A 26,001-nucleotide genomic window follows, 5' to 3' on the forward strand; every position below is an offset into this window, starting at 1 on the left:
TCTCAGGTCTCGGTTTCTTACTCACTCTTTAGTTTTGAAGGAATACAAAAAACCTCTTCTATTTTCAAGTAGAAGAGGTTTTTTTTCTATCTATAAAGAATAGAATTGTAAAACGAATAACTATTCATTTAATTGAAAGTTTATGCTACAATAATAGAACAAGATATGGATCTCCCCCTTATTTTATTCCCTATAAAAAGAGTAGACCTCGTAGAGTCTACTCTTTTTGGTTCACTCCCAATAAGTAAATCAGGCTACAATCGAATAATCACCAATCCTATAACCAGAAGAACTAGTGCCAACTTCTGAAAAGGCGATAACCGCTCCTTATACACCAAAATAGAAAGCAACGCTACCACCAAACTATTCGTGGCAAAAATCGGGGAAACGATGCTTGCTGGTCCATCTTGCAACGCTAGCGTATACGCCTGCATCCCTGCAAAAGAAAAAATCCCCGAGCTTAGTCCCCAGATCCAACCCACTTTTATAGCTCTTGTCGAACCGAGATTCCCTCGTTTATAAAAAGAATCAATCGCAAACCAGATAACACCCATCAAGTAACTAATAAACAGAATCATGCTGTTCGAACGATCTAATTCCTCTGTAATTTTGAGACCACCTGTCCGTAAAAAGAATAAGACCATAGCCACAAATACATATAAATACCATGTTTTATTACGAATCCGTAAGTTTTCATTTGGGTCGATAGGGATGATAAAGATAGCTAAAACTAATAAGCTAACACCAATTGATTCAGTTAATGAAAGTGATTCGTTGTAAAATAGAACAGACATGATGACAATAAATAATATGTTGCTGTTAATAATTGGAGAAGTGAGGCTAGCTGGACCCCAATCTAGTGCTTTCATAAACAAGATATTACCTGCAATGGATCCGAAACCAATGATAAGACCGGCGGTCCATACGATCGGAGAAGTATCCCATTCCCCAGTAACTAAAAGATAACCTAAAAATCCGAGAGTGCCAGTGACGTATAATCCAAATAGTAACGTAGTATGCGAGCCTTTTTTTGCGGAGCTGACTTTCATCATAAAGCCAGCCAACCCGAAGGCCAAGGAGCAAAAAAGTGAGAGTAGAATCCACATGATGAAAACAAATTCCTTTCTAGTTGTCGAATGGATCTATTGTAACTCTTCGTGAACCTTTAAACAAATTGTGAATAGAAGAGATGAATCGTAGTAAGCATGGTACAATAGTTGCAATATGAATGTGTCTTTCGGAGGAGTTTTTATGGTAAACGACTTAATGCAGTTAAAAGCAGAAGCTTATGAAGAGGTAGGGAGAATGCTTCCTAACGATACGTTTAACCATTTTGATCAAGAACTAACTGCTCGAATGTTAGTAGCGGTCTCGTGCATGCGGAAAGGGTTAAAGGACCTCGCATACCGTCTATTTGCAGTGAATGCACAGGAAGGTCCACAGGAGAATGCGAATCAGCATTTTGCTTATGTAAGAAGCTTGATTGAGATGGCGGAGATGGATGCCGAGAGAGGCCAATATGCGCTAGCCGAAGAAGAGATGGCTGAGGCATTAGTTCAGTATCCTGATTCGATGAGTTATATGATGAGTAGAGTTCATTTGGAGGTGTACCTTCAATATTATCGCTTTCAAGCAGGAAAACATACATTGGCTGATGAGGAATTAAGAAGGGTAATTGATCGAGAAAAAAATCGATTTTCAAGCTATCCAGATCGAGATGGTGTAGCGTTAGTAGGTCCGGGACTTTGTTATGCGATTCATCAACTTGCTCTGTTTTATGCAGAGGAAGGAAAGTGGGAGCAAGCTTGTTCTACGATGAAACAATCAGAGATGTATGCGATGGAAACCAATCCTTCTCTGATCGAAGAGGCACAAAAATTTCTGTCTCAAGGACAGGGAGAGGAAGCTTTTCAATTGTTGCAACAAGCTTACTTGTACCACGAGTGATCGATAGTAGCTGGTCTCCATGTACAAAATAAGTTTTTATTGTGGTTAAAGTTTATTTTTTCCATGACGTTTTGCTACTAACTCTTATCTCCATTCGAAAAGGGTGGTAAAATGAGAGAGGCTGGATGTTAAGATGAAGCATCTATACGCACATATCAAATTTGTAATGTAGGGAGTTTTTAGTATGAAAGGAAATGCTGAAACTCTATTATTTTCTAAGGAAGTCGCCCCTTTCATTATCCCGAAGGAACTGGTAACAGTTGTAAAGCCTGATTGGACGTTGGATCGTGCTTTATTAGTCCTTACACGTCGTGGGCAGAATTCAGTTCCTGTTATTAATGATGAGAATCAAATTGAAGGAGTCATTAGCAAAACGAATATCTTAGATCATCTGTATGAGCTAAGTCGTGAAAAAGAAAATGAACTTGATTTTTCAAAGCTAAATCAATTTCAAGTGCATGAAGCAATGGATTTGAATCACAGTGGAATCTTATCAAACTCAATTTTTTCCTTTGCTTTTGAAATCCTAGTGAATCGGTCCTATATACCTATTATTGATATACGGAACCAATTTTTAGGGATTTTGACTCGCAGGGTAATGATGGAAAAAGTAATTGAATATTTTCATGGTGAATACTTGCAGACATTGGCAGACCCTGTGTAGTCTTCGTAATGAGGTATGATGTACTGGGGAACATAATAGAGAAAACAAATAAGCCGCTTTAGGGGTACCTCCCTAGGGCGGCTTCTGACGTTTAGGTTAAATGAAATGTTTAGAAGAGGGGTGTTTGCCTTGTTGTTGAAGATCTTGTAACAGTTTGCGCTTGGAACAAGTATGGAGAAATTGAATGATTTCTTCCCAATAGAGGGTATCATGATTTCGATCTAATTCAATTGAGGTGTTTTTTTGATGGAGAAGCCAGCTTTGTAATGTGATTACCATTAGCGGGAGATGAAAATCTTCATAATAGCAATTTGCTAGCATTTCTTTCATATCGTCGTAAACATTTTTAAATACGATTTCTTGTATAATTTCAGGCAGAAAGGGTGCAATCCGAACCTCTTTACGTTGCTGTTCCCAAAATTTTAGTAGCCTTCTTTTACTTAGGCTGTATCTGTAGGTCGTAACACCAATTGGTTCTGTTGAAGAGATTTGGTAATCTGATTTTTGCTCATAAGCCATAGGCCATCGCTTTTTTTCAATCGTTCTATTCAATAATAAGGGAAAAACATTTTCATGGGCGAGGTTGAAATCTTGATTACGAGTGCGAATCTTCTTCATAAAATCTGCCTCCTAGCGAAAATAAGAAAGAGAAAAAAATGGATAAAAGCTACTTTCTAGAGAGGATTATATAGCTACTTCTATTTTACATGAATGATGGATGTTCTATTAGCAATGAGTGTGTAGAAAGATTGAATGATTAATGTGTTTTGAAAAATAAGTATGAAGGGAGGAAATCGATGGAAATGATAGACACAAATCTATTTTATCGAATTCATAGAGAAAAAGATACGGAAAAAGTGCACAATATATTAGAGAAATAGAGAAAAATTTTACTGAATTCCTTTATTTTTATCTTTAGATTTTGGTTCCTGTTCTTTTTTTAAAGAAAACCAACCATTTTCTAGTGGTATGTAATGATTTCTGTTTTTCTTGTGCAGAGGGCAAAAATCACACCTTCCACCAGGACGATTTTTATAACACTCAATGCAGCGAACGGGTTGGCTCATGTTTTGCACCTCTTTTGTGAAGAATAAAAATATTTGATTGTACTGAAATAACATGGGTACGGTGTAGGAGTGAAGGCTATAATAGCGTTAAAGAAATTCATTTTGGAAACATTTCTTGAACTCCTACGAGAGGTCGAGTAGAATAAAATGAGAATCACTTGATAATCACTCTAATCTAGATTTTGATTTCATCATATCATATCCTTGATTTAGAGAGAATGTGCTAACGTCGATTCAACGGAATGGACGTTTTGCATTTATGATTACGAGAATATATAGGTATCGATTTTGATTTCATGGAGGGAATAGAATGTCAAATAAACCGAATCTAACGCTCAAAGATATAAAAGTAGAGATCGAAGGGCGAGAAATCTTAAAGGGTGTCAATGTTGAGATCAAGGGTGGAGAAATTCATGCCATCATGGGACCGAACGGAACAGGTAAGTCCACACTCGCTTCTGCTCTAATGGGTCATCCCAAGTATGAGATCACAGGCGGGGAAGCACATCTAAATGGAGAAGACTTACTGGAAATGGAAGTAGACGAGCGTGCTCGTGCGGGTCTTTTTCTAGCTATGCAATATCCATCTGAAATAAGTGGTGTCACGAACTCTGATTTCCTTCGTAGTGCAGTAAATGCGAAGCGTGGCGAAGGAAATGAAATCTCGCTTATGAAGTTTATCCGTGAGATGGACTCTAAGATGGACGTACTAGAGATGGATCAAAAGTTTGCTACTCGTTATCTGAATGAAGGCTTCTCAGGTGGAGAAAAGAAGCGTAACGAGATCTTACAATTGATGATGCTTAAGCCAGGCATAGCAATCTTAGACGAGATTGACTCGGGCCTTGATATTGACGCGTTAAAAGTAGTAGCAGAGGGTCTAAACTCGATGCGTAATGATGAGTTTGGTTGTCTCATTATCACTCACTATCAACGTTTGTTGAATTATATTAAACCGGACTTTGTTCATGTATTTATGCAGGGGCGTATCGTGAAATCAGGTGGACCCGAACTAGCTGAGCGCCTTGAGGCAGAAGGCTATGACTGGGTAAAAGAAGAGTTGGGTATTGAAGACGAAACCGTAGGAAAAGGGTAAGGATGGTGTTGGCGATGAGCTTAGAGACAAAATTGCAGTTTGATGGTCAGTTTATAGCCAAGCTGTCTCAGGATCTTAGGGAGCCTGCTTGGATGTTAGAGCATCGTTTGGCCGCTTTTCAAAAAATAAATGAGCTTCCGCTACCTAAATTGGAGAAAACCAATCTAAGTAAATGGAACTTTGATCGCTTTATTCCTTATACAGAAGCGTCTCCTCTACAAAACTTGAGTGAATTGCCAGAAGAGGTACAAGCGCTTTTGTTTGATGAAAAAAACGTCTTGGTGCAGAAAAATTCATCTGTGGTTTATAAGCAACTGCAGGATGAGTTACAAGCCAAAGGTGTTATTTTTACGGATTTGCATACAGCTAGTAGTAATCACGAGGATTTGGTCAAGCAGACCTTTATGACTCTGGTTACGAAGGATGCGCACCGTTTGGCTGCCCAACACGGCGCACTGGCTACGGGAGGGATCTTCCTCTATGTACCACGCAATGTAGAAGTAGAAATCCCATTCCAAGGCCTCTTCTATGCAGAAGGGGAACAGGTTGCGATTTTCCCGCATGTAGTGATTGTGGCAGAAGAGAATAGCCGCGTGGAATTTGTGGCAAACTTTGCTTCCAAAGGGGAGGTAGCACTCTCTAACGCCGTGATTGAAGTCATTGCGAAGCAAAATGCAAAAGTGAGGCTTGCTACAATTAATCACATGGGAACTTCTACTGTTGACGTATTATATCGACGTGCCAATATCGGCCGCGATGCAGAAGTAGAATATATCATTGCCGATCTTAGCGAAGGTCGCGTGATTTCCGATAGCACAAGTCACCTTAATGAATCAGGTGGTATCGCAAACGTAAAATCTGTAGCCCTTGGTTCTGGAGATATGAGAGCCAATATTACTTCCTCGGCGTACCATTGGGGTACGCACACTGCGAGTGACGTAAATGCGCGTGCGGTGATGAAAGATAATGCTTCTAGCATTACAAACAGTATTACGAAGATCGAGAAGGGTGCTAGTAAAGCGGATGGTCAACAATCGAGTAAAGTGCTAATGCTTAGTGATCAATCTCGTGGTGATTCAAATCCAATCTTGCTAATTGATGAAAATGACGTAACAGCGGGTCATGCGGCCTCTGTTGGCCGAGTGGACGAGAATCAATTGTATTATCTAATGTCTCGTGGCATTTCGCGTGTAGAGGCAGAGCGTCTCGTTGTCCGGGGATTCTTAGATGCAGTTGTTTCGGAGATCCCTTCTGATAGCTTACGTAAAACGATTCATCAGTTAATCGAGAGGAAACTACGATGACTAACCCATGGAAAAAGGATTTTCCGATCCTACACCAACAGGTAAACGGTCACCCGTTAGTTTACTTAGATAGTGGGGCAACTTCTCAGAAGCCGTATTCCGTTATCGAAGCAATGACCCAGTATTATGAAGGCTATAACTCAAACGTTCATCGTGGCGTTCATACTCTGGGGACAAAGGCAACAGATGGATTTGAAGGTGCTCGTGAAAAGGTACGCAAATTCATTCATGCTAAATCGGTTCAAGAGATTATTTTTACCCGGGGCACGACAACAGCGATCAATCTAGTTGCTTCCAGTTATGCGAGGGCGAATCTTAAACCAGGTGATGAGATTATCACCACGGTGGCGGAACATCATAGTAATTTTATCCCTTGGCAACAGGCGGCTAAAGCGACAGGAGCTACTTTTAAGTTTCTTCCGCTAGAAGCAGATGGGACACTAGATATAGCGAAAATAGCCGAGATGATTACACCACAAACGAAGATAGTGGCAATCCACCATTTATCGAATGTGATGGGGACGGTACAACCGATTAAAGAACTTGCACAGATGGTTCATGCGGTGGGAGGTGTCATCTCTGTAGATGGTGCTCAAGCGGCGCCGCATATGAGAGTGGACGTTCAAGACTTGGATGTAGACTTCTATCAATTTTCTGGCCATAAAATGATGGGCCCTACGGGAATCGGAGTACTATATGGGAAGAAGTCTTTGCTCGAGCAGATGGAACCGATTGAGTTTGGCGGAGAAATGATCGATTTGGTCGACCTGCATGATTCTACTTGGAAAGAGCTACCTTGGAAATTTGAAGGTGGGACTCCGATCATCGCAGGAGCAATTGGGCTTGGAGCTGCTATCGACTATCTAGAATCCGTAGGAATGGATATAATGGAGGCGCACGACCGCAAACTGGCTACGTACGCAGCTGAGCAGATGAGCCAGATCGAGGGGCTTACGATTTATGGTCCTAAGTCAGAACGTACAAGTCTTGTTACATTTAATCTGGATGATGTTCACCCACATGATGTGGCTACTGTGCTCGATGCAGAGGGAATCGCCGTTCGTGCTGGCCACCATTGTTGTCAACCGTTGATGAGATGGTTAAAAGCGACTGCTACAGCGCGTGCGAGCTTTTATCTCTATAATGACGAATCGGACATTGATGCCCTTGTAAAAGGATTAAAAAAGACAAAGGAGTACTTCGGACATGTCTTTAGATGATCTTTATCGCCGCGTCATCATGGATCATTATCAACATCCGCGTAATAAAGGGACGTTTGAAGATGGAACCGTCTCAATTGAGCTTAACAATCCTACGTGTGGGGATCGTATTTCCCTACAACTTCACTTAAAAGAGGGTAAGATTACGAAGGCGATGTTTACGGGTGAAGGTTGCTCTATCAGCCTATCTTCCGCCTCCATGATGACAGAAGCAGTAAAAGGGTTAACGTATGAACAGGCCTTAGAACTTGTTGATCTATTTTCTCGTATGATGCAGGGAGAAGAGATCGATATTGAGAAATTCCCGCTAGAAGATATCGAAGCCCTGACTGGAGTGGCAAAATTTCCTGCTCGTATCAAATGTGCAACGCTGGCGTGGAAAGCTCTCGAAAAAGGGGTAAATGAATATAAATAATTGAAGGAGGAGAGAAACATGGCACAAAATGTACCTGATTACAGTGATGTACCTGAAATCTCCGATTATAAATACGGATTTCGCGATAAAGATGTATCGGTGTTCCGTTCGAAGCGGGGTCTTAACCGTCAGATCGTAGAAGAAATTTCCCGTATGAAGGGAGAGTCGGACTGGATGTTGCAGTTCCGTCTCAAGGCGCTAGAGCAATTTGAAAAAATGCCTATGCCGGATGATCTGAATAGCAAATGGTTCTCCTTGCTGCCAGGTAATCTAAGTGAACTGGACTTCGATAACATCACTTACTATGTGAAGCCTTCAGAACGACAAGGTAAGACATGGGAAGAGGTACCAGACGAGATTAAGCAGACATTTGATAAACTTGGAATTCCAGAAGCAGAGCAAAAATTCTTAGCAGGTGTATCGGCTCAGTATGAATCTGAAGTTGTCTATCACAGCATGCAAAAAGAATTAGAAGATCAAGGTGTGATCTTCTGTGATACGGAAACGGCTCTTCGTGAGCATCCAGAAATCTTCCGAGAGTACTTCGGAACGGTCATTCCGACGGTGGATAATAAGTTTTCTGCATTAAATAGTGCGGTGTGGTCTGGTGGATCTTTCATCTATGTACCACCTGGTGTGAAATGTGAAGTGCCACTACAAGCCTATTTCCGCATTAACTCAGAGAATATGGGGCAATTCGAGCGTACTTTGATCATCGCGGATGAAGGCAGCTTTGTTCACTATGTAGAAGGTTGTACGGCTCCGATCTACAGCACAGATTCCCTTCATAGTGCAGTAGTTGAGATTGTGGTTAAGAAAAATGCTCGTGTTCGTTATACTACCATCCAAAACTGGGCGCCAAACATCTACAACCTTGTGACGAAGCGTGCCGTTTGTGAAGCAGGCGGACACATGGAATGGGTAGATGGTAACATTGGTTCGAAACTTACTATGAAGTATCCAGCTGTTGTGATGAAAGGTGAAGGCGGAAAAGCAGATATTCTTTCCATCGCCGTAGCTGGAAAAGAACAGCATCAAGATGCGGGTGCGAAAGTAACGATGCTAGCCCCTAACTGTACAGCGACTATTATTTCGAAGTCGATTAGTAAACAGGGTGGGAAAGTTACCTATCGTGGTTTAACCAAGTTTGGTAAAAACTCCGAAGGATCGAAGGCAAATGTGAAATGTGATACCCTCATCTTGGATGACCAGTCTACTTCGGATACGATCCCATATAATGAGATTCAAAATGATAACATTATGTTGGAGCATGAAGCGACTGTATCGAAAGTTTCCGAGGATCAACTTTTCTACTTGATGAGTCGTGGGCTTTCGGAAAATGAAGCAACTCAGATGATTATCATGGGCTTTATTGAACCATTTACGAAAGAGTTACCAATGGAATATGCAGTTGAGATGAACCGTCTTATCAAGTTTGAGATGGAAGGCTCGATTGGCTAATCGAAAACACAAAGAATCCGTTTCCAAAGAGAGACGGATTCTTTGCGTTTCTTGAGTAGATGACGCTAAGTCCTGTGGTGTTCTGGATTATTTCATAGATATCATGATTCTTCTGGCCACAGTTCAATGATTTCTACATAATCTACGATAAATTCACTATCATCTGATTGTAGTTCTACAACGAGAGATGCTGCTTCGAAGGACATTGGTTCTGAATGATAGAAATCAAAATCATACTGAGAACGAACTTCTATTGTTTCTACCGCGTCATCACCATGTTGAATCGAAATGGTGCCATCCCCTTTTGATCGTATGACCAACTTATACTCTTTCTCTTCATCGAAGTCTACGATATCGATAGCTTGTGTTGCAATTGCGTCTAGATTTGAAAGTTGTAATGCGCGATTTCCAGCTTCTAAATCTATCGTTTTAACATCCCCTTCTACAGTCCAATGACGTAATCCATTGGTAAAGCCGCCATTGTTAAGTAGATTTTGTTCTTGTTCGTACGTGAATAGACGCTGTAGTGCGTTCTTCATTCTCCTCAATATCATAGAGGAGTTTCCTCTAGCATCTGTCATTATCCAATGTCTTAACTTTGGTAGTGCTGCTAATTCTGGTAATGCAATAGAGTATATATCTTGATAGGTAAAAGGAGGGAGAATCTCACCGTCCCAGTTTGCCCCTACAAAGAAGGCGTTGATTTTCGTGATAATAGGTTGTAAGAGTGTATTGATTTTGATGCGTTCTTTCTCTACTTCTATTTTCCATTTAGGTTCTTTCCGTTGTATTTTTTGTATCTCTTTTTCGTTAAGTGGACGTTCTTCCACGATTTCTAGATTGCTGAGTGTTGCAAAACCATCTGGTGCTGGTGATAGAATACGAAGACTTACTTCAATCCCTGGGTTTGTGTCTGGATATAGGCTACCTACATCAATGGTCTCACGGAAGAAATGAAGATCTGGCTTGTCACAACTCGGATCAGAATGAGATCCTGACTTGGTAGATGGAACCGTTAATATTTTTTTCACTTCTTGTCCATAGCGATAGATAGAAAGTTCTAAGTACTGGCAAGACCTAATAAAGCAAGAAAACCGATACTTTGTATTTGGTTTTAATTTGGATTCCTCTATTTTTTGATAAGCATAGGAGCTAGAACTATCTTTCGTTTCAGTAGCTCCTGATAACGAGAGATAGTAACCAGAAAAATCATCTAAATTATCGGCCACCGCTGCTAATTCCCCAAGTAACCATTTATCAGTGTTTTCAAAGTCTCCACCTACTAGTAGGTTCCGCTCCCGTGCAAGTCGTATGGCGCGTCTGATGAATTTACGTAATTGTGCTTTTTCTTTTCCAAATAAATCAGCAGAGATGGCATTGATTTTCATGAGTAATTGATGGATTTGATAGCTAGAAGTTGCAGGAGTTAATTTGGTATAGGAAGAGGAGAATATCGCATGGACCTGTTGAGTGATTCTTTCTACATCTTCAGGTGTCTCAATGGATGTTGACGAATTCAATTTTAGAATAACTGTCCCACCATTGAAATACAAAGTATCATCATCATAGGGGCAGAGGAGCTTTAATGTTATTGTATCAAACTGACCGGTATATGATGATAAATCATGTTTCACATTAACTGGTTGCCCATTCAAATAAAAAGTATATTGGTTCACGAAATCATTAACATCGAATTCTGTTGCAACAGGACCGACGGGTGATCCCCAAATAACCTTTTCTGACGCGTTTTCTTCATCATATGAACATGGAAATTCTTGTGCTGGAATTTGAATCTTCTTTGGAACATTCGCATAATCAAAACGAGCGATTTCTTTTTTATTTACCCAATCATTGTTACATACTAAGTACAGTACATGGGTATCTGGATACTGTTCTAAAATTAAATACGATTTATTCATAGCACTACCGGATAAAAATCGAGGGATATCGCCCCAAATCTCCGGCGCGCTATCTGATGAATCCCCAGCACTATAGTGATAATGGCCACCAAAAACGGCAGCAATCTTATCTTTATATTGCCTCATTACATTGGCAAACCTTTGTTTAGTATCATTATCCACTGCATGATCACTCGTATCCCAATCATCGAGTTGATGTATATTTAGAATGGTAATGTAGGGAGCGTCAAAGGTACCTGGATAGTCTAATTGAAATTTCAACCAATTTTCGATATCGATTGGCCGCACGTCATACGTGTAATTACCGTGTATTAGTGTAGGAAAGCTATTTAATTGAATAAAATAGATATGTGGTAGCATTTGATTCCAAGACTTACCGGTGAGCCCCATGTGATACGCAAAACTTCCATAGTACCTCCAGTCCCGTCCTTGTTTCAAATTATATTCCCACTGACTATGCCCGGGTTCTACGTCATTTAGGTCTTGATTTATCAACTCGCCCATTGAATTCTCGAAGCAAATATCATAATCACCTGTCAGGATATTTTTGCAATTATTTCGATTATTTATCTGATCATGATTACCTAGACCAAAATAATAAGGGATTTTTAGTGTTTTAAGCATATTTTTCATATCATTCCATTGATATTCTGGACTTGTAGATTGATTATGACCATAAGCTGTCAAATCACCATTTATGATCATGGTAACGATATTTGTCCCTACGGAATCGGCATATGCATTTATAGAATAGTATTGCTCTAAGATCAAATTTATAGAATTACCCCTTTTGGTACTTGGATTTTCTACACTCTGACATCCTGCGTCATCATTACATGTTTGGCAGGTATTTCCATTGTAACCATATGGGACACAATTTGTGTTATCTGTACACGGAGTCCAAGGATATTGTGGATCAGAAGTAAAGACTACAGATTGTAGTAATGGTCCGAGATCATCGTTATTGGAAATAGGAGGTTTATTTTCCATTTTACATGCTCCTTTTTTGTATAAATATAATTTAACACAGTATACTATGTGTATTTTTTTTAATTGTTTCAAATTTATTTAAAATGGTGGTGTGTCACAGAAATAGATACAGTAGGCTGTTTGAGAGGGACAGGCTGCGAAGTTTCCGTCCTTTTCTAGACATAGAAAATCCCCTCCATAATAGACTCTAAAATAGACTCTAACGCCCTCAAACTACATTATGGGGGCAATTTTGCATCTGTCTACCTTGAGGGGATAATGCCAAATAAAATCCAACAGTTGGAGGTGCAGTTCTTATTTTTCTCTCAAAGTTACATGTGTCAAATAACGACTCATCAACTCAACCGCGACAGAGATAGCATCTTCGTTTGGCTCAATTTGTGGATGATGGAGTCCGTATGGGGTGTCGACGCCTAACCAGAGCATCATCCCGGGGATTTGTTCAAGGAAGTAGCCGAAGTCTTCGCCTGTGAGGGCTTCCTTGCATTCAATAAGCTGAAATGTTGTTTCCGTACGGGTCCAGTTCATAAATTCTTGGGTAAGTTGATGGTGGTTATATACTTGGCAATAGTTTGATCCCCATGTGAGGGTTCCTTTGCATTGGAAAGATTCTTCGATGCCCTGGATGATGGATTGACAGCGTTCTTTTATCAGTTCCATGGATTCGGAAGATAAGGTACGAATTGTTCCTTCAAGAAGCGCTTCTCCTGCAATGATGTTTTCTTTCGTACCGGCATGTAGTTTCCCGATGGTAATAATGGCTGAATCGAGCGGATTTATGTTGCGAGCTATGACTGTTTGTAGCTGACCGACGAGCTGGCATGCGGCGACAACCATATCATGAGCAAGGTGTGGATAGGCAGCATGGCCACTTTTGCCTTTAAGGTGGATAAAGATTTCTTGTGTATTGGCAAATAAGATCCCTGCTCGGGTGGCAATGGTACCAACTGGGTATTCAGGTGCGATGTGAAGCGCATAGATCTGATCGGGTTTCCAGCGCTGAAATTCTTCACTTTGGAGCATGGGCTCTGCACCGCCAGGTCCCTCTTCGGCAGGTTGGAAGAGGAATAGCAAGTGATCATCGACGGGATGATGGACGAAGTGATGAATAAGGCCAAGTGCAATGGTCATATGTAAATCGTGGCCACAAGCATGCATATACCCTTGATGCTTCGAAGGGAAAGGAAGGGTCGTTTGCTCCGTGAGTGGCAAACCGTCCATGTCTGTTCGGTAGGCGATGGTTTGACGTGGTTTTTTCCCTGTGATCCGTACCAGTACGCCGGTTCGCCATGTTTGCAGTTCAAGGCGATCCTGTGGAAGTGAGTCGAGAAAGGATAGAATATATTTTTGGGTTTGAAACTCTTCGAATCCAGGCTCAGGAATTTGATGGAGATCGCGGCGAATTTGAGTTAGGTTTGGCTTCATCGGTATCGTTCTCCTTTCAATGGAGTGATTTTTAGGCGAACTGTAGTAAGACTTCCCTTATTGTAGTAAGGAAATGCTTGATTTCGCTCTTTTGTAAAGTCAGAGGGGGGAGAAGCCTAATGACGGTTTTGGCGGCGATGTCGACTAGGATACCGCGGGTAAGAAGTTCTTTTTGGATGTGAGTGACTTGATCTGCTGTGAGCTTCGTACGAATTCCGATCATCATACCACGACCTTGGATGGTGGTGATTTGTTTCGGGAATTGCTCTTGTAGCACGTGTAAGCCAGCCCAAAGTTCTTGTGCGGCGAGACGTCCTTTTTCTAATTCCCCTTCTTCTAGCAATAGATCTAGGACGGTATTTCCTAGGGCCGCGCTGAGAGGGGAGGGAGCAAAGGTGGTTCCATGGTCACCGTACCCAAATATATCGGCTGCTTTGTGATTTGAGATGATTCCCCCAAGTGGAAGTCCGCCACCAATTCCTTTGGCAAATAAGATTAGATCGGGTGTGAGCCCTGGTAATTCTTCATGTTGATAGGCAAATAGAGAACCTGTACGTCCGATGCCGGTTTGAATCTCATCGAGAGCAAATAACATTCCGTGTTCTTGGCATAATTCTTGGGAACGGAGCAGAAAGTTGTGTGGTAGGGAATGAACGCCACCAGCTCCCAAAATCGGCTCGAATAGGGCAGCGGCAGGCTTTTCCGTACGGCAAATGTCTTCTAGTTGTTCGATGGTTGTCGCTTCAAACACAGGGTAGTCTAACTCAGGGAAGTCTTGATAAATATGTGGTTGACGTGTGAGTCGGACAGCACCTAGTGTTCGTCCGTGAAAACCATTTGTATACACGATTATGCCGTGTCGATCGGGAGCATATGTTTTACTCCATTTGTGTATGAGTTTAATAGCGGCTTCTGTCGCTTCAGCCCCAGAGTTGCAGAAGTATACTTTGCCATCTTTGACGGTGTGTTCGACAAGTCTTTGTGCTAGCTGAACAGCAGGAGAGTTTAAGAATAGATTGCTAATATGTAAAAAACGCTTTCCTTGTTCCATCAATGTTTCCATGAGACGAGGGTGGGAGTGGCCGAGTGTATTTACTCCCAGTCCTGTGAAAAGGTCTAGGTATGTATTACCTTCCATATCGGTTAGATAATTGCCATGGGCGTGATCTATGGCGATTGGAAGTCGTTTTACCGTATGCATGATAAAGGTTTCATCTAGTTGCCGAATTGATTTCATGAAGCGACACCTCACACGAGTTTGAAATATGAAAAGGAGCCCCGAAGGGCCCTCTCTGCTTACAATTGGCGTAATTCTTGTTTGATTTCAGTTTTAGAGCGGGTTTTTTCATCGATCTCTTTGATGATTCGAGCAGGAGTACCCGCTACAACTACATTTGGCGGAACGTCGTCTACCACAACGGCTCCAGCGGCTACGACGGAACCTTCTCCAATACGGACCCCTTCTAAGACAACTGCATTTGCTCCTATTAATACATTATCTTCTACGATGACGGGAGTAGCGGATGGTGGTTCGATAACACCTGCGATCACAACGCCTGCTCCGATGTGACAATTTTTGCCCACGGTACCACGTCCACCGATTACTGCATTCATGTCGACCATGGTCCCTTCACCGATCACAGAGCCGATATTGATGACGGCCCCCATCATGATTACTGCGTTTGCCCCGATTTCGACTTGATCACGAATAATGGCTCCTGGTTCAATACGGGCATGGATATGTTTGTTTTCAAGAAGCGGAATAGCAGAGTTGCGCCGGTCATTTTCTACTACGAAGTCTTCAATCTGAGACTCATATGCCTGTAAGATCGGCTGGATGTCTTTCCAATCACCAAAAATGGTGCCGATATGGCCATTAATAAATGTTTTTATATTTTCTCCAAAGGATATATTTTCTAACTGTCCTTTTATATATACTTTTACAGGAGTTTTTTTCTCGCTGTTCTTGATAAAGTCAATGATCTGATTCGCATCCATCAGTTGCATGTAGTGTTCATCCCCTTTGGCATTCTAAAAAAATACAGCTAACTTTTAAAGTATAGCACACTCGATTTCGGTACTAAAGGTTGGATCGGTTCTTAGATAATGTCGTTGTGAACGATATAGGACTCTTGCTTTGTTTGCTGAAGAGAGTACGTCTTCCGCATACAGTGGATAAATTCCTTATCATCGATTCCCTCATAACAGCTAGCAAGTTGCATCCACAGCTTCGCTTCTCTTTCTTTATACTCATGTTTTTCTGCTAGAGCCACTGCTTGCTGTAAATAATCGATAGCCTCTGCTGCCTGTCCTCTTTTACGGCAAATCTCACCCATGACAGATAAATTCGAGATTAGGCGTGCTGCATCTTGATATTTCTTGGAAATCGTAATAGCCTCGAGGAAATACTCGTAGGACTTGTCTAGATCTTTATTTACCATGGATAGGAGGCCGAATTGGGTATAGACACTCGCTAACCGTGCTCCATCTGGGAAAGATCCGCGTAGCTTTTGGGCTGTCTCTAAAGCTTGCTCGGCTAGGTGATATTTCTTTTGCTCTAGGTAGATTGAGCCAAGCAGTGTCCAGAGTTCGAAAAGAGAGACCAGCTTACTATTTCTTCTCGCAAGGGTAATTCCTTGTAAGGTAAACTGGATTGCTTCATCAAGGAAACCGGAGCGTTTCGAAAAGTCAGCTCGGAGCCAATAGAACATAAGTTTTGTTTCTATTCGATCCACTTGCTCTACTTCATCCCAAATCTCCTGTATTAATTGCATTCCTTCTGTGATACGACCTAATCGCTGTAGACAAACTCCTTTATTCCTTAGGAGGAGATGCCGGATATGAAGGCGCTCCCCTCCCTGTACCCAGACATTTAAGCCCTGATTTGCATAGGTGAGGGCTTGAGTCAGATTGTTTTGGAGATAAGCGATTACACCTAACATGAGGTAACCAGCCGATTCGATATTATTTTCCTGATTTTCTCCTTGTTGTACACTGCGAATCGCATTATGAAAAGCTCGCTCTGCTTGGCGATACTTCTTTTTCGAAAAATAACATCTACCTTTGTAGTAGTAAACTTGAGGAATTAACGGGTGGTGATCATCAACAGGCATGCTGTCTAGGGTTTGTAAAGCTTCATCAAATTTTCCGATCTCACGAAGAGTACTAACGATTTGTAGCTGAACAAATAATTCCTGTAATTCTTGTTGTTCTTTTTCCAGAATTTCAGGTAGTTTTTGGGCAGGGATATCTAATTTGTCAAGTAGATAGGTTACTTTTTCTGGGCTTACATGCGCTACACCACGTTCAATATTACTGACAGTAGCAGGGGAGATGTTTTCGTCAGCTAAGTCTTCTAGTCTTAATCCGCGTTCTTTTCTCACTCTGCGGATCACTTCGCCCATTTCATGCAGTGAGATTAGAGTCATGTTAGTTCACCTCGGTTTTTTATGTAAGATTGCATATCAGAAAAAAAGGCTATAAATAGATTAAATGCTAAAACGGAAAGGAGAAAGGAGTTGTTAAACATATGGAAAATATGCAAAGAGGTAATTATTACAATTACGCATCGCTATTTGGAGGATCGGGTGGGTGACTTAGCGGCTCAACTGGCATATTATCTGTTACTTTCATTATTTCCATTTTTAATGTTAGCTTTCACGATCATTGGATATCTTCCGATTTCAGGTGCAGAGCTTCTTGAAACGATCCATCCCTATGCTCCACCTTCTACCTATGAACTTATTCGTAGCAATTTATATGGTATTATGGATCAAAAGAGTGGTAAAGTACTTTCGATCAGCTTGGTGGCGACCATCTATATCGCCTCACTAGCATTCCACTCTATTATACGTATATTAAATAATGCGTATCAAGTAAAGCAAGAACGTACTTTTTGGAAACAGTTATGGGTCGGCTTTTTTTTGATGGTAGGTATTTTAATAGGTTTGATTGTTTCGCTAGTTGTTTCTATATTTGGAGAAGTGTTAGCACACACCTTGTTCCCTTGGCTAGGGGCAACATCAGGCTTTATTGATGTATGGTTGCTTCTACGTTGGTCGGCAGGGAGTATGATTTTATTTATTGTTTTTTTCTTCCTATATGTATTTGCTCCTCACACCCATGTTGGATATCGAGACGCACTCCCTGGGGCATTACTTGCTACATTTGGTTGGCAAATCAGCTCGTACTTTTTTGCGATCTATGTAGGGAGATTTGGCAACTACTCATTAGTGTATGGGAATTTAGGAGCTTGGATGGTGTTATTGGGTTGGTTCTATTTAAGCGCGCTTATATTAATTATAGGCGGGATGTTTAATGCCACCCTCTGTCAGATTCAGACCAGAATGAAGGATAGTAAAAAGGAAGGCGGGTGAATCAAATGCCCCAATCAAAGTGGTTTTTGTTTGGCTATGGGATCGTAATATTGTTTTTAATTATACTGCTCGGAAGTCAAATTAGCTTTATCTTTCATCCGATTGTTATTTTTTTCCAAACTCTATTCTTTCCATTCCTCATATCAGGGGTCTTATTTTATTTGCTTCGTCCCGTTGTGGATATCCTGATGAAACTTCGATTTCCACGATCGCTTGCTATTTTAACCATCTATCTAATAGGGATCGGATTAATGGTTCTATTTGGATTTCTAATAGGCCCTCCACTGAGTGATCAAGTCGAGAAGTTAATCAAAAATCTCCCAACGATGATGGACGTCGCGCAAGTGCAGTTTGTCAAAATGTCACATCATCCTTGGATTGAGCCGTATGTCGATTGGAATGAGATATCTCAAACGGTAGTAGGCTATCTGAAAACGAGTTACGCTGTCATTGGTGATAACATCGCTAATTTCATTAGTGTCGTTACGAATATCATCACGGTTCTGGTTACCGTTCCGTTTATCCTATATTACATGTTACGGGAGGGGCATAAAACGCCCGATTATTTCTTGCAACTGTTTCCCGAGTGGGAGAGGAAGCAAGGAATGGCGATATTACGTGACTTAGATCAAGCACTAAGCTCGTATATCAAAGGTCAAGTGATTGTGAGCATGTCGATTGGAGTATTATTGTACATCGGTTATCTCGTCATCGGAATCGATTACTCACTCCTACTGGCGATTATCGCAATGTTTACCAATGTGATCCCATTCATCGGCCCTTTACTCGGGATGATTCCAGCACTCATTGTCGCGCTGATTACCTCGCCTGATATGGTATATCAAGTGGTTATCGTTGCAGTCATCGCACAGCAACTCGAAGGTAATCTAATCTCCCCCTATGTGATGGGGAAAAGTTTACAGATTCATCCATTGACGATTATCTTGGTGTTACTAGTGGCGGGTAGCTTAGGAGGATTCTTGGGGCTGTTGCTAGCGGTTCCCACCTATGCTGTGTCGAAAGTGATCGTGGTGCATGCCTATCGTTTGTATGCGCTAAGGAGACAGGATCGGTCGCTTGGGATACATAAGTGACTGATTGGATACGGCGGGTCAATCCAATGTAGCGGTCATAGTACATTTATGTTTCCCTGGACCGCAAACAATCTCGATTCATCTATCTTTTAGCCATTCTTTCAATTTATGATTATAAATAGATTTATATAAGAATCATTTCTCTTAATCTCCACATATTGTATGAAGGAAAACAATATGGGAGGCCTTCTTCTATGAATATGATCGAAACGAAAAATGTGGAGCTTTCCCCGCCTTGGGTCACATATTTTAACGAAATCAAGTACTCAGTTGGGGTGGATCCTGGTGTAACAGTAGGCCCCCTTATTCCGGTTGGAGATGTTTATCTTATCCTTGTCACAGTATCAGGGAATGAAAAAGCTAAGGCCATCGCTACACTTCTCAATCCTACGAAAACCTTCGGGAATGTTGTAGTCTTCGTTGTAGTTATCGATACGCATGGAGAGTTGATTTCTCCTTTACCTTGTCCTTTAGACGCTTTCTGCCTCGCAAGTATCTTTCAGATTGCATTGACCGGTAATGAATTCTTTCAAGATGTTGTCGTACAACCTCAACTACCCGGCCAACCGTATGCTGTCTACCCTGTTTTCAAGCCAGAAGTCATTCAGTTTTTCAATGATGATATATCAAATCTATGCAATACGTTTACTGGAGTTGCGGCAAGTGTATTTCAAGATGTTTTAAGAAATCAAATATGCGAAGTTTCTATTCTGTTTTCTACTAGTTGTGATGGGGCTTAGGGATCATAAACTTGTCTACAGTCTGAAAGCTCCTTTTTTAGGAGCTTTTTTTGCGTTATGAGGATTGTTTATTTTGTAACGTAACGGTTGATGATCCTTACACTTTATTAAGGTTATTGAAAGGTAAATCTATACTTTCTCATAATCCAGACTGCTAAACTAGTCCATAACTAGTTAATAGAGTGCCAAAAGGTATTGATCTATTAAGATAGAGCATCTATCAAAAGTTTATAGTAGAAAGGGGTGCGCAGCTGATTAAGTAAATGATTGTGGGGGATGTTTTCCACGAAATATTGACATGTTGTCACTGTTAGGGGGAAATGTACATTGAACTTTCGGCAGTTTGCGTTTAATAACGTCAAACGAAATATTCGGGCTTATTCTGCCTATTTCCTAAGTAGTTCGTTTGCAGTGATGATCTTTTTTACCTATGCCATGTTTATCTTCCATCCTGATATGACGAAAAACCAAATGGGTAGACGAACTCAGATTGGAATGGAGGCAGCTGAGTATGTAGTTTTTATCTTTTCTTTTCTGTTCGTGCTCTACTCGATCAGTGCTTTTTTAAAAGCAAGGAAAAAGGAGTTTGGTCTTTTAACCATTTTAGGATCGGAAGGAAGACAACTAAAACGTCTGATCTTTCTAGAGAATATGATCATCGGCTCTCTATCAATCATCACGGGAATCATATGTGGAATGGTTCTATCTAAGGCATTTCTCTACTTTGGTGCGGGTGTTGTAGGGGTTAAGGAACTATCGATATACTTACCATGGAAGGCAATGGGACTGACTACTACTGCCTTTTTGAGTCTTTTTCTCGTTATCTCTGCACTTACTTTATTCTTTGTCAGACAAAATCGAGTGATAGAGTTATTACAAGGAGGTATTAAACCTAAGCCAGAACCAAAGGTTTCCGTCTGGCTATGTTTATTATCAGTGGGTTGCTTTATCGGTGCCTTTTATCTAATGAAACAACCATTATCACAATCAAATATGATATATATTCTAGCATTCGGGCTTACCGCTACTTACTTTTTCTTTACACAAATCAGTGTGTGGACCATTCGCTTATGTAAAAGACATCGTTCCTTTTCTTGGCGAGGAACGAACCTTCTTTGGGTTTCGGAGATTGGCTATAAGATAAAAGATAATGCAAGGATTTTTTTTATGATCACCGTTGTCACGGCAATGTCTTGTACCGTAATCGGAATTGTTCTTTCAATGGATCAGGTGAATAAAAGAGCATTTCATGAAAACCCATTTGCACTCACTTATACGGTAATGAATGAAAAGGGAGGGAATTGGAAAAAAGAGATTGATAAGATTGATCAAGAGTTGAAATCTGCCAATGTAAAATTTGAAAAAATTCAGCAGGCATCTATTGGCTCCCAATTCCGCGAGACTCAGGATCGGTACATACCGATGATGAAACAATCAGAGTATCAGCACCTAGTAGATAGGCTTAAGTGGAAAGATATTCCGATTATAAAACCTGGAGAAACATTGGTTATTTCTCATCCTTCTATTAATAAGTTAAATACAAAACAACTTACTCTAACAGACGGGGGAGAAGTGCTTCAAGTAACCGACCAGTTCGTGGAAAAATCGATTCAGAGAGGTTCACTCTTAGTTGTTTCGGATGAAACATATAATCAGTTGAAGGTTTCTAGGAAAGGAAAAGAAGATGTGGAGATCTCCTATTTGATTCCAGATTGGTCGAATAAAGTGCTACCTAATCCTAACTCTCCAGAGGTGAAAATCGGGAAAAAATTGATTGATTTGCATGATCAAGCGACAATACCGGGAGAGGAGAATGGTTTCTTTAGCTCTCGTGCAGCATCTTATCTAATGGCCAAGCAAAGTAATAGTATGTTGGTCTTTATCGGCGTATTTCTCGCAGCGATTTTCTCCCTTTCTAGCGTTAGTTTCTTGTACTTTAAGTTGTTTACTGATTTAAACCAAGATCAGCACATTATCCATGGGCTTTCTAAGGTTGGTTTAAGTAGTAAAGAAATGAAGTGGTCAGCTACTATCCAGATAGCTGCTCTCTTCTTTATTCCTATGTTGGTCGCAGCATTAGAGACCATTATAGGCATGGAAGCACTAAAAGGAACATTTGCTGATCTAGGAAATACTTTCCTCCCTACCATGACTGGGATCGGTACCTTTTTCTTTATGCAGTTCATCTATTTCTTAATTGTTCGTGCGCATTATTTGAATCAATTAAAGCGAGTAATGGTATAAAAGTTTGTACTACAACAGGCGATCTTCTGATTGCACTTCTGAACTTTGGATCTAAAAATAACCTAGCACATAGCCTAGGTTATTTTTTTTGCAGAAATAATAGCGGATCTCGTGCATCGGATGAGGGATTTGAACCGACGTGCACCTCAAAGTGAAGATGGGGGCCGGTTGAGCGCCCGATTTGCTTGATTTGTGCTATATATTGACCTTTAGTTACTTTAGTGCCGACACGGATATTTCCATAGGGGATAGTATGACCGTACCAAGAAATGAGCCCATTGGTGTGCTTGATGCCTAAGTAATGGCCAAAACCACCTGGATTATCTTTATCTATATAGATCACGCCATCACCGGCTGCACGGACTAAGGTGTTTTCGGCGCAAGCTAGATCAAGTCCACGATGAAAGTGCCCGGGCCTACGTTCCTTCCACCTGCCTGTAATTGGGCAATTGGCTACGGGCCAGACAAGTGTTCCTCCAGTATATTTCACATTCCCATCAATCGTAACTCTGCCTGTGAAGACATTGGCCTGTGAAGCTACTTCATTTACATAATCCCAACCACCATCACCCGCAAATTTTGAATCTAGTTTGTAAATCCCGCAGATGACGTTGTCCCCGTACGTGCTAACGGTTTGTTCGCCTAACTGATGGGTTGCATCCTTTTTGCAAATTCCTTTCTGAGAATCAGCTTCTTCTTTTAATGTTTGGGCTAAGTCAAAAATGTAATCTTTAACGGGTGCAAGGTTCGTTTCCCCAGCATATTTACCCATTCGCTCGGGAACTTTTTTTACATAATTTTGTGTCTCTTGAAACGGTGGGACTCCGCCATAACGCTTTACATTTCCCGCTCCAGCATTATAAGCGGCTAATGTGTATTTTATATTTCCATTGTAAATATTGAGATGGTTCACTAGAAGCTGGACACCGCGATCAATATTATTAACCGGGATTTTACAGTCTTGAATACTCCACTGACGAGCTTGGCAGTTAGAGGGCATGAGTTGCATCAAGCCAACTGCTCCAGCAGAAGAAACGACATTTGGGTTAAAATTACTTTCCTGTTCCATCACAGCGGCAACTAAAGCAGGTGTAACTTGATATTTTCGATCTTTGTTCCAACGATGGAGGGACGACTCGATGTACTCTTTATATTTCACATCAGGAACAGTTCCACTCACTTTAGAAGCATGTGAAGAGTATGGAGGGCTTTTCGCATGAATAGCCGCTAGGATTTCCCAAGGCATGTTGTATTTGGCGGCGGCCTCTTCGTAATAATCGCGAAATATAGACATAGTGGTTGTTGTTCCATCTTCAGGTAAGGCTTCCGGTTTATTTAGAAAGGGGATCACCATAAAGATCGTAAAGGTGATGAGTAGAAGGATCAAAATGCTAGGGAGCGTGCCCATTCCAATTAAAAGGGCCATAAGGGAATCTCGGTCTTTTCCATTTGGGTTAGTCGGCAGCATTGGCACTTTCTAACCACCTTACCTTCCATGTATCGCCGTTGGGCTTTAATAGGATTGAGATAAATTGAGGTTCTGTAACAGCTTTGTTATCAGAGCCGGTAAAGGTAATATGGGCGATTAGCTCTAGGCGAATATCTTGTGTATCCTCGGTGGTTCTCGACTCGATTTTAAAATCTCGGAATTCCATTTTCTTCGTGTCTGAAAAAGGCTCTTTATATTGAGCTTTTAACATCTCGTAAAGAGAAGGATCTAGGTTATTTTTTACCCGCTCTACATGTGCAGTGGGCTTTTTTGCATCGTATTGATAGAAATTGTTAAAAAATGTAGTGAGAAATGGTTCTACTTGTGATCCTCGTTTTTGCTGGTTTTCTAAGATTTGTTTGGCTTCAGGATCTTGTTGATCTTTTTTCTTCGTCTCTTCTATATCTTGGGGAGGCGTGGTGGGAATCAAGGTAGGTGGCTTACTCTTCTCAGATGCTGATTGAGCCGCTGGCTGTTCAGTTTCGAAAGGGATTCTATTAATAAAGATAAAAATGAGGATGGCTGTAAAGCCAACTAATAACCAAAATTGAAATTTACTTAGTTTCATCTACCTGCTCCTTAAAACAACAGTTTTCACTATAGTTAGATTATATAGAAAAAAAGTTGAAAAGGAAATAATTTGTAAAAAGACAATGGACATAAGGAAAACAATACAAGAAGGTCACCCATTTTAGGGTGACCCGTATAGCTAACACAGAGAAGAAAGTGTGTGTTCCATTGGTTTGAGCATCTATTTAACCTATTTTAATAATTCGAATATTAGCGGGTGTTTTGTTATCGATTTGTGTAGATACTTGGAAAGTGTTACCTGAAGTATTGATTAATTCAAGTACTCCAGTAGCACCGAGTTGAATGATAGATCCTCCTGATAAAGAATAATTAGGCAAACCAACGAAATTAGGACCCGTTACGGTTATCGCATCCCCTACTCTATCATTTGTTAACTCAGCCCCATTTACTCTGAGCCCTATAGCAGAAGCTTGCCCTGCGATAGTTGGTCCTACGACATTTGCATTAAATTCAACTGAGTACATACCAGCCGCTAAAGTGATACCCGTAGCACCTGCTGTATGTGAGATAAAGGGTGGGGTATTAATGACATTATTGCTAAATGGTATAGCCTGCTTTCCTACTAAGGTAGTTGTTGTGTTTAGGAAATAATAGCCTGCAGGTAATGAGAGTGGTCCTGTCGGTCCCGTAGCACCTGTAACTCCGTTAGCGCCCGTGGCGCCCGTCGGCCCTTGAGGTCCCGTGTTTCCTTGAGGTCCAGAAGCCCCGTCTGCGCCATCTGCGCCCGTTGGTCCTTGAGGTCCCGTGTCTCCTTGAGGTCCAGAAGCCCCGTCTGCGCCATCTGCGCCCGTTGGTCCTTGAGGCCCCGTGTCTCCTTGAGGTCCAGAAGCCCCGTCTGCGCCATCTGCGCCCGTTGGTCCTTGAGGCCCCGTGTCTCCTTGAGGTCCAGAAGCCCCGTCTGCGCCATCTGCGCCCGTTGGTCCTTGAGGCCCCGTTGGTCCTTGAGGTCCATCCGCTCCATCCGCTCCATCTGCGCCCGTCGGCCCTTGAGGCCCCGTGTCTCCTTGAGGTCCAGAAGCCCCGTCTGCGCCATCTGCGCCCGTTGGTCCTTGAGGTCCCGTGTCTCCTTGAGGTCCAGAAGCCCCGTCTGCGCCATCCGCGCCCGTCGGTCCTTGAGGCCCAGTAGCTCCAGTAACTCCGTTAGCGCCTGTAGGTACTTCTAGCTTCACGATGGCAGAACCAGGTGTTACCGTGATTTCTAACGTATCAGATAGAAAGTTGAGTGTATCTCCAAAACTGAGTGGAACCGTACCGTCCGCGCCTGAGTTTCCTTGAACCAAAAATAAGAAATCACCTGTAACAAAAGTTCCCGTAGGCCCTTGAGGCCCTGTCGGCCCTTGAGGTCCCGTCGCACCCTGAGGCCCGGTAGAACCTTGAGGCCCAGTAGAGCCTTGGGGTCCAGTGTTTCCTTGGGGACCCGAAGCCCCCGTGCCCCCTGTAGCTCCAATCGCCCCTGTCGGCCCTGCTGGTCCTTGAGGCCCGGTAGCCCCTGCAGGTCCAGGAGGCCCTCCTGATGGCCCTGTAGGTCCAGTGGCACCTGCCGACCCGGTAGGTCCCCTTGTCACGTCTGTGTTTAACACATTTTCTAGCTTCTCATTTAGGATCCATTCTTTCTTCCCGATTACATTAATCGTATCACGAACACTATTATTGATCGTAAGTAGATCGCTAATGGAGGGTTGGAAGGATGTTGAGACTCCGGGGAGCGTTCCGAGAACGTATTGGAGCTTTTCACCCTCGGCATTAATAATATGACTCAGACCTAGCTCTTCTAAGGCAATGGATGATAATAGAAGATTTACTGCATCTTCTCTTGTAATAGAAATATTAGGTGAAATATTAGGTATATTTGCTTGGGACATGATTGAACCTCCTTAACACATATAGATGTTAGTATTTTCTGTCATTTAATAATTTATTTATGATGCCCTTCGTTTGTGTGCGAAAATAGTGCCCTTT

The 26,001-nt window shown here is 41.7% G+C and carries 22 protein-coding genes; 11 read left to right on the forward strand and 11 right to left on the reverse strand.

All coding sequences use genetic code 11. The annotated features are described in order from the left end of the window. Positions 1-254: 254 nt before the first annotated feature. The gene (locus BT147_RS07605) at positions 255-1,106 is read right to left on the reverse strand and encodes an EamA family transporter (protein WP_072333126.1); all 852 of its coding nucleotides are present in this window, start codon (positions 1,104-1,106) and stop codon (positions 255-257) included. Positions 1,107-1,251: 145 nt separating this feature from the next. On the opposite strand from BT147_RS07605, the gene BT147_RS07610 reads away from it, so the two are divergent. Both BT147_RS07610 and BT147_RS07615 read left to right on the forward strand, forming a co-directional pair. Next, complete coding sequence (locus BT147_RS07610) at positions 1,252-1,947, forward strand: hypothetical protein (protein ID WP_072333129.1); 696 nt, start codon at positions 1,252-1,254, stop codon at positions 1,945-1,947. A 184-nt stretch (positions 1,948-2,131) separates the two neighbouring features. Next, positions 2,132-2,611, forward strand: a complete 480-nt coding sequence (locus tag BT147_RS07615) for a CBS domain-containing protein (protein ID WP_072333133.1) — start codon at positions 2,132-2,134, stop codon at positions 2,609-2,611. Between the two features lie 96 nt (positions 2,612-2,707). Here BT147_RS07615 and BT147_RS07620 read toward each other — a convergent pair whose 3' ends face one another. Both BT147_RS07620 and BT147_RS15470 read right to left on the reverse strand, forming a co-directional pair. Then, positions 2,708-3,229, reverse strand: coding sequence for a hypothetical protein (locus BT147_RS07620; protein WP_072333136.1), 522 nt, complete (start codon positions 3,227-3,229; stop codon positions 2,708-2,710). A gap of 272 nt (positions 3,230-3,501) precedes the next feature. Then, positions 3,502-3,678: a hypothetical protein gene (locus BT147_RS15470; protein WP_177239735.1), complete on the reverse strand. Its 177-nt coding sequence runs from the start codon at positions 3,676-3,678 to the stop codon at positions 3,502-3,504. A 310-nt stretch (positions 3,679-3,988) separates the two neighbouring features. Here BT147_RS15470 and sufC point away from each other — a divergent pair, with 310 nt between their 5' ends. From sufC to sufB, 5 genes are read left to right on the forward strand one after another with little or no spacing between them, the layout of a single operon-like run. Beyond that, complete coding sequence (sufC, locus tag BT147_RS07625) at positions 3,989-4,774, forward strand: Fe-S cluster assembly ATPase SufC (protein WP_072333140.1); 786 nt, start codon at positions 3,989-3,991, stop codon at positions 4,772-4,774. A 14-nt stretch (positions 4,775-4,788) separates the two neighbouring features. Further along, positions 4,789-6,078, forward strand: coding sequence for a Fe-S cluster assembly protein SufD (gene sufD / locus BT147_RS07630; RefSeq protein WP_072333403.1), 1,290 nt, complete (start codon positions 4,789-4,791; stop codon positions 6,076-6,078). Next, positions 6,075-7,298, forward strand: a complete 1,224-nt coding sequence (locus tag BT147_RS07635) for a cysteine desulfurase (RefSeq protein ID WP_072333143.1) — start codon at positions 6,075-6,077, stop codon at positions 7,296-7,298. The genes sufD and BT147_RS07635 overlap by 4 nt, the downstream gene beginning before the upstream one ends. After that, a complete protein-coding gene (sufU, locus tag BT147_RS07640; RefSeq protein WP_072333146.1) occupies positions 7,285-7,713 on the forward strand; it encodes a Fe-S cluster assembly sulfur transfer protein SufU in 429 nt (142 codons plus the stop codon). The genes BT147_RS07635 and sufU overlap by 14 nt, the downstream gene beginning before the upstream one ends. Positions 7,714-7,731: 18 nt before the next feature. Further along, complete coding sequence (gene sufB, locus BT147_RS07645) at positions 7,732-9,174, forward strand: Fe-S cluster assembly protein SufB (protein WP_072333149.1); 1,443 nt, start codon at positions 7,732-7,734, stop codon at positions 9,172-9,174. 101 nt (positions 9,175-9,275) lie between these two features. On the opposite strand, the gene BT147_RS07650 is transcribed toward sufB, so the two are convergent. From BT147_RS07650 to BT147_RS07670, 5 genes are all read right to left on the reverse strand, one after another. Then, positions 9,276-12,083 (reverse strand): metallophosphoesterase, encoded by a 2,808-nt coding sequence (locus tag BT147_RS07650; RefSeq protein WP_072333152.1) that lies wholly within the window; start codon positions 12,081-12,083, stop codon positions 9,276-9,278. A 294-nt stretch (positions 12,084-12,377) separates the two neighbouring features. Then, the gene (locus BT147_RS07655) at positions 12,378-13,508 is read right to left on the reverse strand and encodes an N-acetyldiaminopimelate deacetylase (protein WP_072333155.1); all 1,131 of its coding nucleotides are present in this window, start codon (positions 13,506-13,508) and stop codon (positions 12,378-12,380) included. A 31-nt stretch (positions 13,509-13,539) separates the two neighbouring features. After that, entirely contained in the window at positions 13,540-14,745 is a 1,206-nt protein-coding gene (locus BT147_RS07660) for an aspartate aminotransferase family protein (protein WP_072333158.1), read from the reverse strand. A gap of 59 nt (positions 14,746-14,804) precedes the next feature. Then, a complete protein-coding gene (dapD, locus tag BT147_RS07665) occupies positions 14,805-15,515 on the reverse strand; it encodes a 2,3,4,5-tetrahydropyridine-2,6-dicarboxylate N-acetyltransferase (RefSeq protein ID WP_072333161.1) in 711 nt (236 codons plus the stop codon). Positions 15,516-15,607: 92 nt separating this feature from the next. Next, the gene (locus BT147_RS07670; RefSeq protein ID WP_072333164.1) at positions 15,608-16,936 is read right to left on the reverse strand and encodes a helix-turn-helix domain-containing protein; all 1,329 of its coding nucleotides are present in this window, start codon (positions 16,934-16,936) and stop codon (positions 15,608-15,610) included. A 90-nt stretch (positions 16,937-17,026) separates the two neighbouring features. Between BT147_RS07670 and BT147_RS07675 the strand changes: the two genes are divergently transcribed. The 4 genes from BT147_RS07675 to BT147_RS07690 all read left to right on the forward strand — a co-directional run bounded on the left by BT147_RS07675 (position 17,027) and on the right by BT147_RS07690 (position 21,962). Beyond that, entirely contained in the window at positions 17,027-17,884 is an 858-nt protein-coding gene (locus BT147_RS07675; protein WP_177239737.1) for a YihY/virulence factor BrkB family protein, read from the forward strand. A 5-nt stretch (positions 17,885-17,889) separates the two neighbouring features. Next, entirely contained in the window at positions 17,890-18,978 is a 1,089-nt protein-coding gene (locus BT147_RS07680) for an AI-2E family transporter (protein WP_072333167.1), read from the forward strand. A gap of 200 nt (positions 18,979-19,178) precedes the next feature. Then, complete coding sequence (locus BT147_RS07685) at positions 19,179-19,718, forward strand: hypothetical protein (protein WP_072333409.1); 540 nt, start codon at positions 19,179-19,181, stop codon at positions 19,716-19,718. 327 nt (positions 19,719-20,045) lie between these two features. Next, positions 20,046-21,962, forward strand: coding sequence for an FtsX-like permease family protein (locus BT147_RS07690; protein ID WP_072333170.1), 1,917 nt, complete (start codon positions 20,046-20,048; stop codon positions 21,960-21,962). 79 nt (positions 21,963-22,041) lie between these two features. Here the strand turns inward: BT147_RS07690 and BT147_RS07695 are convergent, their stop codons facing one another. The 3 genes from BT147_RS07695 to BT147_RS07705 all read right to left on the reverse strand — a co-directional run bounded on the left by BT147_RS07695 (position 22,042) and on the right by BT147_RS07705 (position 25,904). Further along, the gene (locus BT147_RS07695) at positions 22,042-23,430 is read right to left on the reverse strand and encodes a transglycosylase SLT domain-containing protein (protein ID WP_072333173.1); all 1,389 of its coding nucleotides are present in this window, start codon (positions 23,428-23,430) and stop codon (positions 22,042-22,044) included. Further along, positions 23,417-24,019 (reverse strand): hypothetical protein, encoded by a 603-nt coding sequence (locus BT147_RS07700; protein ID WP_072333176.1) that lies wholly within the window; start codon positions 24,017-24,019, stop codon positions 23,417-23,419. Before BT147_RS07700 ends, BT147_RS07695 begins: the two co-directional genes overlap by 14 nt. A 187-nt stretch (positions 24,020-24,206) precedes the next feature. After that, entirely contained in the window at positions 24,207-25,904 is a 1,698-nt protein-coding gene (locus tag BT147_RS07705; RefSeq protein WP_072333179.1) for an alpha-helical endospore appendage domain-containing protein, read from the reverse strand. Positions 25,905-26,001: the final 97 nt, after the last annotated feature.

This window comes from Thermoactinomyces sp. DSM 45891 (genome assembly GCF_900119485.1).
Taxonomy (GTDB): domain Bacteria; phylum Bacillota; class Bacilli; order Thermoactinomycetales; family Thermoactinomycetaceae; genus Baia.

Bases quoted from the DNA above. Each gene is read 5' to 3' on its own strand.
- BT147_RS07605 (WP_072333126.1), bottom strand. From the start codon at position 1,106: ATGTGGATTCTACTCTCACTTTTTTGCTCCTTGGCCTTCGGGTTGGCT.
- BT147_RS07610 (WP_072333129.1), top strand. From the start codon at position 1,252: ATGGTAAACGACTTAATGCAGTTAAAAGCAGAAGCTTATGAAGAGGTA.
- BT147_RS07615 (WP_072333133.1), top strand. From the start codon at position 2,132: ATGAAAGGAAATGCTGAAACTCTATTATTTTCTAAGGAAGTCGCCCCT.
- BT147_RS07620 (WP_072333136.1), bottom strand. From the start codon at position 3,229: ATGAAGAAGATTCGCACTCGTAATCAAGATTTCAACCTCGCCCATGAA.
- BT147_RS15470 (WP_177239735.1), bottom strand. From the start codon at position 3,678: ATGAGCCAACCCGTTCGCTGCATTGAGTGTTATAAAAATCGTCCTGGT.
- sufC (WP_072333140.1), top strand. From the start codon at position 3,989: ATGTCAAATAAACCGAATCTAACGCTCAAAGATATAAAAGTAGAGATC.
- sufD (WP_072333403.1), top strand. From the start codon at position 4,789: ATGAGCTTAGAGACAAAATTGCAGTTTGATGGTCAGTTTATAGCCAAG.
- BT147_RS07635 (WP_072333143.1), top strand. From the start codon at position 6,075: ATGACTAACCCATGGAAAAAGGATTTTCCGATCCTACACCAACAGGTA.
- sufU (WP_072333146.1), top strand. From the start codon at position 7,285: ATGTCTTTAGATGATCTTTATCGCCGCGTCATCATGGATCATTATCAA.
- sufB (WP_072333149.1), top strand. From the start codon at position 7,732: ATGGCACAAAATGTACCTGATTACAGTGATGTACCTGAAATCTCCGAT.
- BT147_RS07650 (WP_072333152.1), bottom strand. From the start codon at position 12,083: ATGGAAAATAAACCTCCTATTTCCAATAACGATGATCTCGGACCATTA.
- BT147_RS07655 (WP_072333155.1), bottom strand. From the start codon at position 13,508: ATGAAGCCAAACCTAACTCAAATTCGCCGCGATCTCCATCAAATTCCT.
- BT147_RS07660 (WP_072333158.1), bottom strand. From the start codon at position 14,745: ATGAAATCAATTCGGCAACTAGATGAAACCTTTATCATGCATACGGTA.
- dapD (WP_072333161.1), bottom strand. From the start codon at position 15,515: ATGCAACTGATGGATGCGAATCAGATCATTGACTTTATCAAGAACAGC.
- BT147_RS07670 (WP_072333164.1), bottom strand. From the start codon at position 16,936: ATGACTCTAATCTCACTGCATGAAATGGGCGAAGTGATCCGCAGAGTG.
- BT147_RS07680 (WP_072333167.1), top strand. From the start codon at position 17,890: ATGCCCCAATCAAAGTGGTTTTTGTTTGGCTATGGGATCGTAATATTG.
- BT147_RS07685 (WP_072333409.1), top strand. From the start codon at position 19,179: ATGATCGAAACGAAAAATGTGGAGCTTTCCCCGCCTTGGGTCACATAT.
- BT147_RS07695 (WP_072333173.1), bottom strand. From the start codon at position 23,430: ATGCTGCCGACTAACCCAAATGGAAAAGACCGAGATTCCCTTATGGCC.
- BT147_RS07700 (WP_072333176.1), bottom strand. From the start codon at position 24,019: ATGAAACTAAGTAAATTTCAATTTTGGTTATTAGTTGGCTTTACAGCC.
- BT147_RS07705 (WP_072333179.1), bottom strand. From the start codon at position 25,904: ATGTCCCAAGCAAATATACCTAATATTTCACCTAATATTTCTATTACA.